Source organism: Pseudodesulfovibrio senegalensis, from assembly GCF_008830225.1.
Classification (GTDB): domain Bacteria; phylum Desulfobacterota; class Desulfovibrionia; order Desulfovibrionales; family Desulfovibrionaceae; genus Pseudodesulfovibrio; species Pseudodesulfovibrio senegalensis.
In genome coordinates this window covers 130,095-146,191 of the sequence record NZ_WAIE01000007.1, presented here as the reverse complement: position 1 = coordinate 146,191, position 16,097 = coordinate 130,095, and the positions used below count along the sequence as shown (strand labels likewise).

Annotated in this window: 16 protein-coding genes and 1 tRNA gene; 4 read left to right on the top strand and 13 right to left on the bottom strand. The window is 54.1% G+C overall.

All coding sequences use genetic code 11. From position 1 onward, the window contains the following. Positions 1-10 precede the first annotated feature (10 nt). The 5 genes from xerC to F8A88_RS14095 form a co-directional block, all read right to left on the bottom strand. Positions 11-946 (bottom strand): tyrosine recombinase XerC, encoded by a 936-nt coding sequence (gene xerC / locus F8A88_RS14115; protein WP_151151817.1) that lies wholly within the window; start codon positions 944-946, stop codon positions 11-13. Next, positions 924-1,883: a GGDEF domain-containing protein gene (locus F8A88_RS14110; protein ID WP_151151816.1), complete on the bottom strand. Its 960-nt coding sequence runs from the start codon at positions 1,881-1,883 to the stop codon at positions 924-926. Before F8A88_RS14110 ends, xerC begins: the two co-directional genes overlap by 23 nt. Positions 1,884-1,933: 50 nt before the next feature. Then, entirely contained in the window at positions 1,934-2,767 is an 834-nt protein-coding gene (locus F8A88_RS14105) for an HDOD domain-containing protein (protein ID WP_151151815.1), read from the bottom strand. Next, entirely contained in the window at positions 2,768-3,190 is a 423-nt protein-coding gene (locus tag F8A88_RS14100; RefSeq protein ID WP_194163290.1) for a hypothetical protein, read from the bottom strand. It abuts the gene before it with no gap. A gap of 76 nt (positions 3,191-3,266) precedes the next feature. Continuing rightward, positions 3,267-3,539: a TMEM165/GDT1 family protein gene (locus tag F8A88_RS14095; RefSeq protein WP_151151814.1), complete on the bottom strand. Its 273-nt coding sequence runs from the start codon at positions 3,537-3,539 to the stop codon at positions 3,267-3,269. Between the two features lie 124 nt (positions 3,540-3,663). On the opposite strand from F8A88_RS14095, the gene F8A88_RS14090 reads away from it, so the two are divergent. After that, on the top strand, positions 3,664-4,326 hold the full coding sequence (locus tag F8A88_RS14090) for an NAD(P)H-dependent oxidoreductase (RefSeq protein WP_151151813.1): 663 nt from the start codon (positions 3,664-3,666) through the stop codon (positions 4,324-4,326). On the opposite strand, the gene dprA is transcribed toward F8A88_RS14090, so the two are convergent. From dprA to F8A88_RS15885, 3 genes are read right to left on the bottom strand one after another with little or no spacing between them, the layout of a single operon-like run. Further along, positions 4,319-5,596, bottom strand: coding sequence for a DNA-processing protein DprA (dprA, locus tag F8A88_RS14085; protein WP_151151812.1), 1,278 nt, complete (start codon positions 5,594-5,596; stop codon positions 4,319-4,321). The genes F8A88_RS14090 and dprA overlap by 8 nt on opposite strands. A gap of 10 nt (positions 5,597-5,606) precedes the next feature. After that, complete coding sequence (ybgF, locus tag F8A88_RS14080) at positions 5,607-6,359, bottom strand: tol-pal system protein YbgF (RefSeq protein WP_241667470.1); 753 nt, start codon at positions 6,357-6,359, stop codon at positions 5,607-5,609. Then, positions 6,356-6,628 carry a hypothetical protein gene (locus tag F8A88_RS15885; protein ID WP_170283798.1) on the bottom strand — a complete coding sequence of 91 codons (273 nt, stop codon included), beginning with the start codon at positions 6,626-6,628 and terminating at the stop codon, positions 6,356-6,358. Before F8A88_RS15885 ends, ybgF begins: the two co-directional genes overlap by 4 nt. 38 nt (positions 6,629-6,666) lie before the next feature. Between F8A88_RS15885 and F8A88_RS14075 the strand changes: the two genes are divergently transcribed. After that, entirely contained in the window at positions 6,667-7,608 is a 942-nt protein-coding gene (locus F8A88_RS14075; RefSeq protein WP_151151810.1) for a hypothetical protein, read from the top strand. Between the two features lie 74 nt (positions 7,609-7,682). On the opposite strand, the gene F8A88_RS14070 is transcribed toward F8A88_RS14075, so the two are convergent. From F8A88_RS14070 to F8A88_RS14050, 5 genes are all read right to left on the bottom strand, one after another. Beyond that, positions 7,683-10,712 (bottom strand): chemotaxis protein CheA, encoded by a 3,030-nt coding sequence (locus F8A88_RS14070; RefSeq protein ID WP_151151809.1) that lies wholly within the window; start codon positions 10,710-10,712, stop codon positions 7,683-7,685. Positions 10,713-10,766: 54 nt separating this feature from the next. Then, complete coding sequence (locus F8A88_RS14065) at positions 10,767-11,135, bottom strand: response regulator (RefSeq protein ID WP_151151808.1); 369 nt, start codon at positions 11,133-11,135, stop codon at positions 10,767-10,769. 71 nt (positions 11,136-11,206) lie between these two features. Then, a complete protein-coding gene (locus tag F8A88_RS14060) occupies positions 11,207-12,085 on the bottom strand; it encodes a CheR family methyltransferase (protein ID WP_151151807.1) in 879 nt (292 codons plus the stop codon). Positions 12,086-12,091: 6 nt separating this feature from the next. After that, positions 12,092-14,023 (bottom strand): HEAT repeat domain-containing protein, encoded by a 1,932-nt coding sequence (locus tag F8A88_RS14055; RefSeq protein ID WP_151151806.1) that lies wholly within the window; start codon positions 14,021-14,023, stop codon positions 12,092-12,094. 37 nt (positions 14,024-14,060) lie between these two features. After that, positions 14,061-15,113: a protein-glutamate methylesterase/protein-glutamine glutaminase gene (locus tag F8A88_RS14050; RefSeq protein ID WP_151151805.1), complete on the bottom strand. Its 1,053-nt coding sequence runs from the start codon at positions 15,111-15,113 to the stop codon at positions 14,061-14,063. A 226-nt stretch (positions 15,114-15,339) separates the two neighbouring features. Here F8A88_RS14050 and F8A88_RS14045 point away from each other — a divergent pair. Further along, positions 15,340-15,416: transfer RNA gene (locus F8A88_RS14045), tRNA-Pro, on the top strand. A gap of 138 nt (positions 15,417-15,554) precedes the next feature. Then, a complete protein-coding gene (locus F8A88_RS14040) occupies positions 15,555-16,034 on the top strand; it encodes a hypothetical protein (protein WP_151151804.1) in 480 nt (159 codons plus the stop codon). Positions 16,035-16,097 lie beyond the last annotated feature (63 nt).

Genomic DNA, 16,097 nt, shown 5'->3' with positions numbered 1-16,097 from the left:
CTGTCTCCATTTACCTGTTCTTATGATCCGCGTCCTCGGCACGAGGATGCGCCTTGTCGTAAATTTCCATTATCTTCTGCAAATCCAAGTGCGTATACCGCTGCGTAGTGGTAAGCCGCTCATGGCCGAGCAATTCCTGCACACTCCGCAAATCCGCTCCTGCTTCCAACATGTGGGTGGCAAAACTATGCCGCAACATGTGGGGATGCACGTCACGGGGAAGACCTGCTGCACTGGCCAGACGCGCCAATGCCCGATTGGCCTCCCGCCGGTTCAGGCGCTTGCCCCGCACGCCGATGAACAAGGCCTGTTCTTGCGGAGCCGGTTCAAACGCATGACGCTGGCCCAGCCACGCGCGCACCCGCGCCTCGCATTTGGAGCTGACCGGAACGATTCGTTCCTTGTTGCCCTTGCCCAATACGCGGACCATCCCCGAATCGATGTCGTACACGTTCACAGAAACGGCCTCGGATATACGCAGCCCCGAGCCATAAAGCAACTCGGCCAGGGCAAGGTCACGCAGCCCTTCCGGGTCCGGAGTGACCGCCGCCTCCATGAGTGAAAGAGCCTGGTCCACATTCAAAGCCTTGGGGTGATGCTTTTCCTGTTTGGGGTTGCGCACTCCGGTGGTGGGATCGGTTTGCAGCAGATCATTCTTGAGCAGAAAGCGAAAGAACGAACGCAGACTGGAGAGCTTGCGGGCCATGGTACTCTTGGCCACGCCCCGCCGATGCAGGTTCGCCAGAAAGGCGCGTATCAGGTCCTTGCTCACGCGATCAGGCCGCTCAAGTGAACGCCGTCGTGTTCTGAGAAAGGTATCGAACTGGTCGAGATCGGTCCCATAGGAACGAACCGTGGCCGCAGAATACCCCTTTTCAACATCCAGATAGGCCAGAAATGCCTGCACCAATTCCGGTATCCGCTCAGTTCCGACGGTCGAGGACATAGCAGCTCTCGGGGTTTTCCTTGGCTTTTTTCTTCAGACTCATGGCAATTGCGGACGCTTCACCAAAATGCTTCAGACGGCCATCAATATTGAAAACCACGGCAATGGAAACGGCCATGATCGGAAATTCGCGAACAAGCCCCTGCCGGTCCTTGGAAACGATCTTGCCCAGCTTGCGGTCCGAGGCATCGTAGAAATTGGGCACGATGGCATCGAACGTGGCAATGATGCGCTGACACGCCTGCTCCACCTCGTCGGGGGACATGATGAACACATAGTCGTCACCGCCCACATGCCCAACAAAATTCCCCGACCCGCCGAAGCTCTTGATGGTATTGACGATGACCCGGGCAGTCATCATCAGAATTTCATCGCCACGGGAAAAGCCATACTTGTCATTGAAAGACTTGAAATAGTCGAGGTCACAATATGCCAGAGCAAAATCCTGCTCCTTGTCGATGAGCGACTGGATGCGCTGGATAATGGACGTATTGCCCGGCAATTTGGTCAACGGATTGGCATCCATGGCACGGGTTGCCCGGCACAATGTCAGATTGATCCTGTCCCGGGCCTCGGAATCGGAAAAAGGACGAACAAGAAAGTCGTCCACTTCCACAGAAGCCCAATCCCACGGAGAGCCCATGTCGTCGTGGTCGAGCACCAGAACCACTGGCAACTGGCGATACACGTTTTCGCTCTTGACCAGATTGGCGATCTCCGCTCCCGAAATGTCCGACAGACGATTATCCACGACAAGCAAATCCGGAGGATCATTGAATAAATACTCAATCGCTCCGCGACCCCGTTCAAAAACAGTAAATTCGATCCAGTCGCTGCTCCACATGGACAACAGCATGTCACGAAGCGCGGAATCGTCTGAGAGAAGAAAGGCGCGCTGCTTGCGGACGAAACAGGGGGCCGGATCAGTGGTATTCATGCACGATTTCTATCACCGGGCATGCAATACGTCAAAGCAGGAAGGCGCTATCAAAAGCTCATGTCGGATACATCGAGAAGCTGATCGGCCAGCTCATCCATACATCGCTCAAGGTCGCTCATCTTGAACCCCAACTCTTTCATGGCCTCGGGCCGCAGATACGCGGTCTGATCGTCACCGGAGTTGCCGAACTCGAACAGCCGGACCATGAAATCTCCCAGATGCACGACACAGGCTGTAGATTTGTACAACTCGGCCATATGTGGACTGTGATGGCGGCTCATGGCCTCCCGGATATTGCCCGGCAGATGCCAATGGCGTGCGAGCCATGCATTGATTCTGTCGTGGGCAAATCCAAGGACGTGCTTTTCCGCCTTGTAATAACTGAGATTCTTTTCCTTGGCTGTGTTCAATATGCTTTCGTGCAGTTCAGGCAGCTGTACGGCGGTGACCACCTTGCCCAAATCGTGCAACAATCCGGCCACGGCATATTCCTCGGGATCATCAAATCCGGCACGCCGGGCAACGATGTTGGAAGCCGTTGCAACGCCGATGCTGTGTTCCCAAAGCCCCTGCATTGCCTGAACCATCATGTCGAAGACCGAAGTGGAAATGATGATGCCGCGAATAACATTGAACCCAAGCAGCACAAGACCGTGCTGGATGGAGCTGATCCGACCGGGAAAACCATAAATGGGTGAATTGACCATCTTGAGGACCTTGGCCGAAAGGACCTGATCCTTGCCGATGACGTTGGCGATTTCTTCGGTGGACGTCTCAGGGTTCTCCACGAGCTTGGTGACTTCGTCGAGCACCCCCGGCAATGTAGGCAAATCCTGAATAGCCAGCACCTGACCCTTGACACTGGTCTTGAGGTCTTCCATCTATGCCTCGTCTCCGTTTGGGTGGGCCGCGTCACCATTGACACTGGCTGCCTCGATCTCGTCATCGCTCTGGCCAGCCTTTGCAAGGGCCTTTTCACGAGCTGCCTGAGCTGCAGCCTTGATCCTGAAATAGCTCTGCAACCGGTTTAAAACCATCATCATCCACTTGTCATTGTCATAGACGCGAAAAAGATGCGGCAAACGATCAAGACGCTCGGAAAACTTGGTACCGCCCAAGGCCCCGCCCATGTCCACAGGATGCCCTTGCACGACAATCCTCTCGATCTTCATACTCTGCAAACGATCAATGAGAGCCTGAGACAGCTCCATGCCCTCGGCCATGACGGTAATGCCGTTTTCACGAGCCACCGGCTTGGCCAGCATCATGCCCGGACGGGCGAGATCAATAGGAATTTTTTGCATGAAACCGTATCCGGTTGTGGTTTGTACGGTGTGAAACCATACATGGTTGGGGCCCCGGATTCAAGACACGGCTTTGTCATATTTTATCAAAAAAGATTAATGCCCCCATGACCATGAAACCGGCCGCCGCAACCTTTTTGATGATGGCCGGAGAAATGTACTGACAAATAAAATTGGCCAGTACCACCCCGAGAAAACTGACTGTAACCAAGGCCAGAGACGACCCGAGAAAAACCGTCCATGGCTTACGGCTTTCAGCAGTCATGAGCATGCAGGCCAGTTGGGTCTTGTCCCCCAATTCGGCGACAAACAAAGTTGCAAACGTGGTAACGAACAACTTCCAGTCCACAATTCCTCCAAATCGAAAATATGTTCATACAGCGTCAGGCAGTATAAAAAACCACTGACAAAACTTGCCAAATCGCCCGACCCTGTTAAAATCGGCACACAACAATAAAGCAAAGGAGACAATAATGAATATGCAATCCATTATCAACGCCTATCAATTCCGCCATGCGTGCAAAGATTTCAATCCCGAAAAGAAAATACCCGAAGAACAATTCGAGGCAATAATCGAAATGGCCCGGCTTTCCCCCAGCTCGTTCGGATTCGAACAATGGGACATGCTGGTGATCATGAACCCCGAAATTCGTGAAGCTATCAGGGAAATCGCCCCGGGCGGACAACTGCAAATCCCCAACTGCAGCCACCTTGCCGTGCTCCTGGGCAAAAAAATGCCCATCATGCGCTTTGACTCTTCCTATATTGACTACATGCTCAAGGATGTCCAAAAGGTTCCCGACGAAGTATACACCTTCATGAAGGAATTCGTGGAACGCTTCCAACGCGAGACCTTCAGGCTTCTGGACAGTGACCGGGCCATGTTCGACTGGTCGTGCAAACAGGCATATATCGCGCTCGGCAACATGCTCACCGGCGCCGCACTCATGGGCATCGACTCCTGCCCCATGGAAGGGTTCGACCCAAAGGCCCTGAACAACATTCTGGAAACACGCTGCGGCATGGACCAGTCAACCCACGGCGCTGCTGTCCTGTGCGCGTTCGGCTACAGGGTCAAGGAACCGAGGGCAAAGACACGACGCCCGGTGGAGAAAGTTGTCCGCTGGATCAGATAGGCTCCGACTCCCGGGCCAAATACCACATGCCGGGCAATTGACGCACCGCCCCGCGCATTTCAAGCATCAGCAACATGCGGCTGGTCTTGCCGCTGGGCCACCCCAGGGAACGGCACAGGCTGTCGACCTGCTGTTTGCCGGATTCCTCAAGCACATCCATGAGTTCCTGCTCTTCGGCATCGAGAACCACGGCTGCGCGAATCGGCACTTGGCGCGATTTCCGGGGTACGGAGTCTATGGGCTCGGCCTTGGCAGTCTTCAAAGGCCTTGATGATTTCCTGCGATTTGCGGACGCAGTCCGGATCACGCCTCCGGGCAATGCATCCGGGTCTTCCGCGCCCCTTGGGGGAGCATCAGGAAGCATGTCCAGCTCCCCGGCGAACTCATATCGCAACACTTCCACGATGTCTGCAGCGCACTCCACAAGGGCTGCCCCCTGCTTGATGAGCCCGTGGCAGCCCGTGAAGGTAGGCTGACCCAACGGACCGGGCAGGGCAAACACCTCGCGCCCCTCTTCCGAGGCGAGCCGGGCCGTGATCAGGCTGCCGCTGCGATTGGCGGCTTCGGCCACCACCACACCAAGGGAAAGCCCGCTGATGATTCGATTCCGAAAAGGAAAATTGGCAGGGTCCGCACGCATTCCCGGCGGATATTCGGTGACCACGCAACCACGCCGTTCCAGCACCTCGCGCACGTCCGCGTTGTCCGAGGGGTAATCCTGATCCATCCCGGCGCCGAGCACGGCCACGGAACGCCCCAACCCACGCAGGCCAGCCAGATGCGCTTGCCTGTCTATACCCAAAGCAAGCCCGGATACCACGGTGATACCGAGCGAGGACAGTTCGTAACTGATTCGTTCTGCGGATTCCAAACCGAAATGCGTGCACTTGCGCGCCCCGACAACGGCGACCGAGGGATTCCGCAACAGGGAAACGTCTCCACGACAATACAGCAAGGCCGGAGGTTCCATGATGTTCCTGAGGCGATCCGGGTATGCGTTGTCATGCCAACAGACAACCTGCATGTCGGCATCGCGAACAGCAAGGTATTCGGCCCGGGCCTTTTCGCGCCAGCCTTCGTTCAGGACGGCGTTTGCCCTGCGTCGGTCGGCCAACCCTTTATCAGGCCAGGCATCGGCATCCAGCAAGGCTTCGTAGGCAGAATCATAGGCATTGAAAATGGTGCGCCAGGTTTTGTGCCCCACCCCCTTGGCATGTCGAAACGCCAGACACGCAAAAAATTCCTTGTCCGGATCCCGACGAGCGCTCATGACCGCCCCGTTAGCGTCCGAGGGCAGCGAGACGCTTGCGGGCCAAACCGGCCGGAGCGGATTTGGGATAATCCTCCACGAGCGCACGCAGGTAGAAGGCTGCGTTATCAACGTCGCCAGACATCTCGTACGCCATTCCGGTCTTCAGCATGGCTGCAGGCACCTTGGAATGTTTGGGGTACTTCTGGGCCACGTCCTTGAAGGTCATGATGGCTTGGGGGTAATTCTTTTGCGAATAATAGGTTTCACCCTTCCAATACAGGGCATTTGCCGCAAGATCGGTTTGAGGAAACCGCTTCAGGTAGGTGTCAAACGCCTTTCTCGCATCGACAAATCTTTCCGCACGGTACAGGGAAAGCGCATAATCGTATGCAGCCTTTGGCGTGACAGGTTGCGGCTTGGCCTTCTGGACTTTTTTCGCCGGCGCCTTTGGTTGGGGTTTCGGAGTGGGCAACTCCGCCCATGGTTTCGGCTCCTTGCTGCTGGCTACCTTGTGGCGGGGCTGTGCCGGTGTCGCCTTGGAAGGATCAACCTCCTGCCAGCCACTCTGTTCTTCCTTGAGATCGCTGACCCACCCCGAATCGTCCGGCTTGGCCTTGCGCGGCCCTTCGGTTACGGTTTCCATGGCCGGGTCGGCCAAAGCCACACGCTGCTCCAATGCCGCCAGACGCTTGTTCAACCGGGCATTCTCCGCAGCTTCGGCTTCCATCTGCGTTTTCTGCTGCTCACGAAAATTGAGGAAATTCTCCTCCAGGCTTTTCATGCGCCATTCCATGCTCGCATCATGGGTTTTGGACCCTGACCCGGTGCTGACACACCCAACAAGGCAAAAAGCAAAAAGGCCGAGGCTCGCCAATGCATACCGCATAAATAATCTCCGATTGACAAATCATTGCAATGTTCCCACAGGTAATAGGCGATACAGCGTTTTTTTTCAAGAAACCAATTTATGCGTTTCCGAAAACCAACCCCGCGCAACCTTGCCACGCTTGCTTTTTTCAGGCACAAAACCAACGAATTAATAATCTTCAAAACGCTTCCGTTCAATCACCCTTCGGAGACACGAAAAGATGGATATCACTGAAAGCCTGACACTGGTCGCCCAAATGGCAGCACCGGCATTTTTCGACCTGATGGGTCTTGCCGCACTTGGTGCCGCCTTTGTCGCCACCCTGAATCAACTTGCAGCACAAAACAGTTCCAAAGCCTTTTACGACAAATACGCGCAGCAGACAGCAATCATGGGCCTGGGTCTTCTCGGCATCAGCATGGCTGCCGTGGCAATAGCAGGGACCGTCGCCATCAACCGTATGCCGTGGCTCGGACAATGGCTTTCAGACACATCCTCTCCATTCATGCCATTTTATGCTTCCGTGGGTCTCGGAATTATCCTCTATATCCCTTACGCCCTGCTCTGGAAACGATTCCGCAAACACAAAATGCTCCACACCATGCTCGGAGCAATCACCAGCGGTTCCCTGCTGGCAGGGCTCGCATTGTTCGTGGCGGCACTGTATATTTTCGGTATTACCACCACCGGAGCCTCTTCCACATTCGAAGTTGCCGAACTCCCCCTGCACAGCGGCTCGTTTTTCTGGCCCCTGACCGTTCAGTACACGCTTTTTGCCATAAGCGCTGCGGCCGGTTTGAGTCTGGTATACCTTGTCTTGCGACGCAACAAGGACGATTTCGGACGGGACTACTACAAATTCTCACTGCCCCTCGCCGCCCGCTGGGCTCTTGGGGCCATGCTGCTGGAAATGGCTTCGCAGGCATGGCTCTTTGCTCTGCTTTCCCCGGAAGCCCGTACACTGGTACTGCAAACCGGTATGGGCGCACTCTGGGGAGGGCTGTTGGGGTTTTCCCTCATCTGTTGTCTGCTTTGGCTTCTGCTGGCCAGAAGCGCCCACCCCATGCGCATGAAATGGTTGGCCTTTGTCGGCGCACTGTTGCTGTGGACAATCCACAGCCTGAACTGTGCCGTATGTCTGGGCCTTGTTTCCATGATCTAGACTTTTCGCAGACACACAAAAAGGCCGGTCTCCCTCAGGAGGCCGGCCTTTATTATCGACTACAACGCCTTTTTCTATTGCGGCAGGGCAGCTTTCTGCTGTTGTTCCACAGCCGATTTCTTGCCCAACGACTTATGCGTAGGCTTCTGCAGGGTGGTAGACAGGCTGTATATTTCGTGCGGATCCAAAATCAGCACCACAGAACCGTCGCCCATGATGGTTGCGCCGGACAGGCCTTTCAGGCTGAAGTTGTTCAGGTACTGTCCAAGAGGCTTGATAACGATCTCCTGACGTTCCAACAACCTGTCCACAACCAATCCGAGCCTGCGGTCGTTGTCATGAATCACGACCACCGGCACAATTTCCCGCTCGTTCTCATTGGGCGGCAATTCCAGCAGTTCGGAAAGTTCGACAATGCCAAGGACCTCGCCGCGAAGCTTGACGGCCTTGCGGTTGTTCACGTCGGATAACTTGTCGACTTCGATTTTGGTGGTTTCGGAAACGGCATCCAGCGGAATGGCAAAGGTCTCGCCGGCGATCTGAACCATCAACGCATCGATGATGGCCAGTGTCAGCGGCAGGGTAAGCGTAAACTTGGTTCCCTTGCCCAATTCAGAGGTGGTATGCACACTGCCCTTGAGATTCTTGATGTTGTTCTTGACCACGTCCATGCCCACGCCGCGCCCGGATATGTCCGTGACCTTTTCGGCCGAGGAAAATCCCGGAGCGAAAATCAGCTCAAGAGCTTCGCGGTCATCCAACACGTTGGCTTCATCCTGAGAAATGACGCCCTTGCGCACGGCGATCTGGCGCATCTTTTCAGGATCGATGCCCTTGCCGTCGTCCTCGACTTCAATGGCTACGGAATTTCCCTTGTGATACGCGCGCAACCAGACGTGGCCCTTCGGGCTTTTGCCCTCGGCGACTCGCTCGTTTTCATCCTCAAGTCCGTGGTCCACGGCGTTGCGGACAAGGTGGACCAGCGGATCACCGATTTCCTCAACAACGCTCTTGTCGAGTTCGGTTTCTTCGCCTTCCATGATCAATTCGACCTGCTTGCCACTCTTCCGGCTCAGGTCGCGCACCAAACGCGGGAACCGTGAAAAAACCGTCTGGACCGGCACCATGCGGACCTTCATGATGGTATCCTGAAGATCGTCGGAAATACGCGCCATTGCATAGGTGGTTTCGGTCAGCTGCTGCGCCACGACATGAACCTCTTCCTGACCGTCCTCAAGGGCGCGGGCAAGCATGGAGTATCTATTGCGGTTAATGATCAACTCACCAATGAGGTTCATGAGATGATCCAGCTTGTGATGATCCACGCGAATGGTGGTAGAGGCCTTTTGTTTGGTGGAAGCGGCAGTATCGGGCTTTGCCATTTCCTTGGCCACGGCAGCCTTTGCCTTCTGCAAGGAACTCTTTCCGCCAGTCTTGGGGGCCGCAGGCTTGGGCTTTGCGGGAGTTGCTGGCTTGGGCGCTGCAGAATCAGCAGACTTGGCGGCAGCCTTGGGTGCCTCGGTTTCAGCCTTGGGTGCCGGCTTGGGGGCTGCAGGCTTGGGAGCTGCAGCAGCCGGTTTGGGCTGAGCCGGGGCAGCCGGCTTTTCGGGTGCGTCTTCAGGGGCTCCACCCTTGAGCCCTCCCATGGCCTTGGTAAGCATATCGTTCAAAATACCGAATTCCTGATCAAGCAAATCCACCATCAGCCCGAAATCCATATCGGTCTTGCGCCCTTGATCGACAAGGCCTGTAGTCCGTTCCGCATAGGTCTTGATCTCGTCAAATCCCATGTATCCGGCAGAATTCTGAATGGTCTGCAAGCTGCGGAACAACCCGTCCACAAGGTCGGACTTATTCGGATCTGCCCGTAACTCCTTGAGAGCAAAAAGGACATTATCAACCTGCTGGCTGATGGTCTGCTCAAACAAGGCCACATCTTCAGGATCAAAGTCTGCACCGTCCGCAACCGGAGTTTCGTCGGAATTTCCGCCACTGGCAGCAGGGGCGGCCTCTTTTGGAGTCGACGAGGCTTCATTGCTTCCCTTGCCCGGTCCGTCCGTCAACACACGGGCAAAATCGCTATTTTCCTCTTCGGTCACTTTCTGGAGAACCTGCGCAAAGACAGTGATATCCATAGGTTCGACCTTGCCGGATTCGACATCCACCTTGGCCACAAGCGCTTCGATCTGGTCCACAACGGTAAGCAGAAGGTCTACCAACCCCTGGCTGCAAGGCATGACCCCTTTCCGCACCTTGTTCAGCAAGGTCTCGGCTTCATGGGTCAACCCGTTGAGTTCCTTGAAACCGATGATGCCGCTGTTGCCCTTGAGGTTGTGAAAATACCGGAACGTATCGTTAATCAGTTCATCGTTGCCGCCAGCATCCCCTTCCAGGGCCAACAGGGAACGATTGAGATTATCGATGATCTCTTGGGCCTCTTCCAAAAAGTCGGAAAGATGGCCTTCGCCGACCGTCGTCAAGGCATAGGGCGTTCCGTCAAAATCAGGATCAGGTACAGGAGAAAAATCAGTCATGATGGTACTCCCCGTATCGACAGCCTGTCCGGCCGGCTCGGGTTCAATGATGGCTTCTTGTTCGGTCGTTGCCAATGCATCAGCATCTTCCGGTTCCAGCACTTCGGGCGTCAGTATATCTGCTTCCTGTTCCCCGACATCCTGAGTTTCAGCGTTTTCTTCCAAAACCACGTCTCCACTCTCGAGCACATGCTCTATCTGGGCGATGATGGGCGCCGTGTCCACATCGCCTTCAACGCCGTGCTCTTCCAGGTTGTCCACCATGGTCCGCAGGGCATCCGTGGCCGAAAGGATCAAATCCATAATCCCGGACGTGACCTGAATGGCCCCCTGCCTCAACTCGTCCAGGATATTCTCAGCCTTGTGGGCAAGACCATTGATCTTGTTGAGTCCCAGAAAGCCGGAAGCCCCCTTGAGTGAGTGCATCGGGCGAAATATTTCGTTGAGCAGGCCAAGGTTCTCGGGAGATTGCTCAAGTTCAAGAAGATTCGGCTCAATTGTTTCAAGGTGCTCTTTGGCCTCCATGAAAAAATCGGCTAATATTTCCGGATCAAGAAAGTCCTGACTCATGCAGGCACCTCGTGTTGTTGCAGTACAAATTCACCGTTGGGGGCATGCCAGCCCTCAGCCCAACAACATTTTGACATTGCGAACCAATTTTTCAGGTTGCGCCGGTTTGACCATGTAAAGATTGGCCCCCACAGTCAACCCGGTCTGAATATCCCTATCCTGTCCCTCGGTGGAAAGCACGACAATGGGAATATCGCGATACGTCTCTTGCTCGCGCAAGGTCTTGATAAATGTCAGTCCGTCCATACGCGGCATGTTGATGTCGGAAACGATAAGATCGACCTCTCCCGCTCCATAGAGCTTTTCGAGGCCGTCAAGACCGTCTTCCGCAGTGGTAACTTTGAAGCCTTCCTTCTTCATGATGAAGGCCACAAGGTTTCGCACTGTTTTGGAGTCGTCCACAATCAAAACATGCTTCGGCATTTGTTCCCCCTTGTACTCCACACCGATAGGCTATGATTATATGACAAACCAATGCAACGCAAACGCATACGTCAAGCTTCCTTCTGATAAATGATCGCGCCCGGATAATGTATGGGCTTGAAGGCCCGACTGATGTTGTGAAGCGACTCGGAATGTCCGATAACCAGATACCCTCCGGGAACGAGATTGTCATAATAAGCGTTGATGACCTGTTTTTTCATTTCGTCATCAAAATAAATGATCACGTTGCGGCAAAAAACGATCTCAGACCGTTCTACCGACTTGAGATGCTGCCGATCCTTGAGATTTAACGGGCCGAAGGAGACAAGTTTCTTGATTTCCGGACGCACAGCATAGGCCCCCCCTTCCGGCTCGAAATATCTTTCCACTATCTCTTTGGGAGTAGTTCGCAGACTGTACTCGGAATACACACCTTTTCTGGCCGAATCCAAAACCCGCGGCGAAAGATCGTTGGCCGTTATACGAATGTCCCAGGAACGGACCTCGGCACGCATCACCTCGCTGATGATCATGGCCAGCGTATACGGTTCCTCACCTGTGGAACAGCCGGCAGACCATATGCGCAGGGACTTGAGACCCTTCTTTCTTTGCGCGTCGATGACAGCCGGAAGAATGTTCTCCTGAAAAACCTTGAGTTGCGGCGGGTTGCGATAAAAACTCGTCTCATTGGTCGTAATGACTTCAAACAACCGCTTTTGTTCATGAACCCGGTTGCTGTCGTACTGAAGATAATAGTAGTACTCGCCGAAATCCTTGAGGCTCAACTTCTTGAGCCTGTTGGCCAGGCGATTCTCGAGCAAGTACTTCCTGTTGTCCGCAATATAGATACCGCACTGCTCGTATATGTAATCCCGCAGGCTGGCGAACTCGGAATCCGTGATCTTGAGTTCCTTGCCCAGGGATATGGTCTTGGAAAAAAGCGATGACATCTGAACCTAGTTCTCCTGTCCTTCCTGAATCATCGTGATGGCGTCTTCGGCTGCGCGAACCAGTTCATATTCATCACTGTCGGAGATTTCAAGTAAAGAACGGAAGGCTACCGTGCCGCCGATCCTTCCCAGAGCTTCGATCACCTTCATGACAACAAAGCGGTTGGAACTTTCCAGCAACTCCAAAAGCTCGGGAACAGCTTCTTCCTCTCGCTGTGTTCCAAGGGCATCAATCGCGCGAATTTGGACCCAGTCGTCATCGTCCTTCAAAGCCTTGAGCAAATGGGGCAAGTATTCCTTTTCATAACAATTGCCCAAAATTTCCACGGCAGTCAGACGCACGTCCTTGTTTTCATCTTCAAGGCGACCCAATACGTGGGGAGCCCAGCCGCAGGTCCCTTCACACAACTGGGCGATGGCCTCGACCGCCACCTTGCGAATGTCAGGCAATTCGTCTTCCAGCGCCATCTCAAGCTGCACGATGTTTTCGGGCTCACCGATCTTGCCCAACGCATACACCGCCATCAGGCGCTGTATGGGCTCCTGACTGGAAGCCATGGCCACGAAACGCTCACGAACTTCGGAACCGTTGATGGATATCAGCGCCTCAAGCGCGGCTTCCTTGACGTCGTCATACTGGTGATCGAGCAGCGGGAAAATTCTGTCAACGACATCGGCCTTGCGCATTTTGACACCGAGAAAACCGACCGCGCCCTTGAGCACGGTCCCGTCATCATGCCTTTCAAGCACGTCGACAAAAAAGTCCGTGGCGCCGTCCCCGGCCACATCAGCCAAAACACTGATCAGTTGCCGCTGCACATACAATCCCAGATCCCAGAAGACATCCATGAAAATCGAACAGACTTCATCTGCGCTGTCCTCGGCCACCAAAGCCAGGGCCTGTACGGCAACCTGCGCCAAGTCCTTGTCGTCGCTTGCCACGGCATCCTTGAGGGCTTCGGTCAGGCCAATCTTGGACAAATTTGCAATGATCTGGGCCAGCCTATCCTGATCGCGATCCTGATCCAGTTTCGCGGCAATGGACAGAATCCCCCTCGCGGCCTGCTCTCCGCCCACATAAGCAAGCCCCTGAATGGCCGCATCCTGAATTTCCTCGTCTTCATCCTTGAGAGCCACCAGAAGGTATTGCCGAAACTTCTCGCGTTCGTCGTTGGTCAGCAACGTCAGGGACTTGCCGCCAAGAATGTTCACCACGGCCTTGACGATCTTGTTGCGAAGCGCGGTAGGGGAATCCTCCATGCGTCGCAGCAGCATGGTCACGGCCTTCACATTGCCCATTTCGCCAAGGGCATCGATGATCATGGACGCAACAAGGTCAGAAGCCTTGTCCAAAGCCTTGACCAACGCATCAACAGAACTGGCATGCTTGATCTTGGTCAGGGCCTCGATTACCGCATATTGTACCCATTCGTCGTCTTCCATGGCCTTGTTCAGGCTTACAGCCGCCTCTTCCCTGCCGAGGTCGCCAAGGCTGACAGCAGCCTGATACCGGACATTGACCTCGGGGTCCTTGAGCAGGGCCTCGCACAAGGCTTCCACACCCATCAGGCTTTGGGAAGACCCCAGAATGTCGGAGGCAAAAATACGTATGTCGGCATCATCATCGTGCAACAACTCGATAAGAGAGTTTACATCCTGATGGCCGACCTCTCGAAGTATATCCATGGAAAGGTTGCGAACCGGAGCAGAGTCCGAACGCAGCATGGGGATGACCGCCTGCACCACAGCCTTGCCGCCGATTCGGCGCAAGGAACTCTCTGCAGCTTCCTGAATACCGAGGTGGTCTGCGGTCAGCAAACGGGCAAGTTCGGGAACGGCTTCAACGCATCCGGCCTCGCCGGCCTTGAAAGCGCCCTCCCGAACGATTTCCATGTCTTCACTTTTCAACAGAACCAGATATTCGTTGCATTCCGTCATAACCGCTTGCTCCCAAAGGTGACGATAATGGTCTAAATCACTTGTACAAATTGGACATGATGGCTTCTGCCATTCCGTCGATGTCCACAATCTCGTCATCAAGCCCGGCATCCACTATTGCCTTGGGCATTCCGTAAACAACACACGTTGCATCGCTTTGCGCCAAAGCGCGTCCGCCCTTTTCCTTGAGCTCGCGAATGCCTTCCATGCCGTCATTGCCCATGCCGGTAAGTATGACGCCGAGGCCCCGTCTCCCCACAGCCTGGGCAACCGAGCTGATGAGCACGTTGGCTGAGGGCTTGTACAAGGCCTCTTTCGGTTCCGGGGTAACGACCACATCGATGCGGCTCACCTTCTGGTCCAGAACAATATGTTTTCCTCCGGGCGCAACAAAGGCATGCCCCGGCTTGAGCACGTCTCCAGGCTCGGCTTCCTTCACGGAAATATTGCTCACATTGTCCAAACGCTTGGCAAAGGGGCCAGTAAAAGCTGCAGGCATGTGCTGGGCAATGACAATACTTGCGGGAAAATCGGCCGGAAGCGCGGAAAGAACTTTCTGAACGGCGGGCGGGCCGCCGGTGGAGACTCCGATGGCAACCACATCCCGCTTGACGCTGCCTTTGCGCACGGCTGGCCGCGCCGAAACCGGGGCAACCTTTGCCCGGGCAACGGACCGAGTCGGGGCATGACGCATCTTGCGCCTTGCAACGGTTTTCACACGGTCAATCAGATCCTGTTCGATCTTGATAATATCCAGCGACACCTTGGACAGCTGCTTGGGAATGAAATCCACAGCCCCGAGTTCCATGGCCTTGAGGGTGGCTTCCGCGCCTTCCGTGGTCAGGGAACTAACCATGAGAACGGGCCGGGGCATCTCCATCATGACGTGACGCAAGGCCGTAAGTCCGTCCATCACAGGCATCTCGATGTCCATGGTAACGACATCGGGATCGTGGGTACGGATGGCTTCAAGCCCCTCCTGCCCGTTACGGGCCGTGGCCACGACTTCAATATCAGAATCCTTGCCGAGCATCGTGCTGATGGCCTTGCGCATGAAAGCCGAATCATCCACGACAACAACTTTAATCACTCGCAGCTCCTTTTCAGGTCCAATTCGAGATTACCCAAGTATGTTCGCCTTTTTCAACAGCAAACACTGTACGGGAATTATTGGTATTGGGAAATGATTTCATGACAGTTCGTCCTCAGGAATTAAAAGTATGCTTATTTACTTAGATTGTCCAACTTGCAAGAAAAATGATTTTTTATCTTGCCATTCGAATCCAGGTCAGCTAAAAGCTCGATTCGCACCACGTCGGGATGTGGCTCAGTTTGGTAGAGCGCTGCGTTCGGGACGCAGAGATCGGAGGTTCAAATCCTCTCATCCCGACCAAGGAAATCAAGGGTTTACAGCATTAGCTGTAAACCCTTTTCTTTTCGGTAATACAAAATGGTAATACAGACCTCGTCTATTAATTACTTTTTGCAGTCATTTTTCAAAGTATTTGCTCATTTTTTGCGCAAATGCTAAATGACAAATAGCAAAACAACTTCAACAGGCAGTCAAAGCATGGCCGAATCCCGTCCCAAACTCGGAACCATCACTCTGAAGCTGGATAAAAAAACAGAACGAATCAACATCTTCAGCGCCGAAGAATGGGTAGACACGACCGGTGGCAAGGCTGGCCGCTTCAGGCTCCGGATCAATGGGAAATGGTATTCCCCTGAAGGCGAAAAGTATCATTTCCTCACATCAAACGGTCTCATACATTTTCTTGAAACCAAATTGCAGCAAGCGGAGATTGTCGCGGCTCAAGAAATCCCATCCTCTGCGCAACTCAATCTAAAGCAAGGCGATCCTGTCCGCTTTACGACCTACTATGACGGCTGGCCACAAATCCAACGAACACGTCTGGCAGGAAATCCATTCCAAGATGATTCCGAAGATTGGCGAGTATGTCTTGCAGGCATTACCCATCCAGTTCTTCTTATAGATGTAATCTTGGACTAAACACTTTTTTCTTTTCCACCTTATGTCATTCAATATTTTTCTCTCCTCCCATAATCAACACTT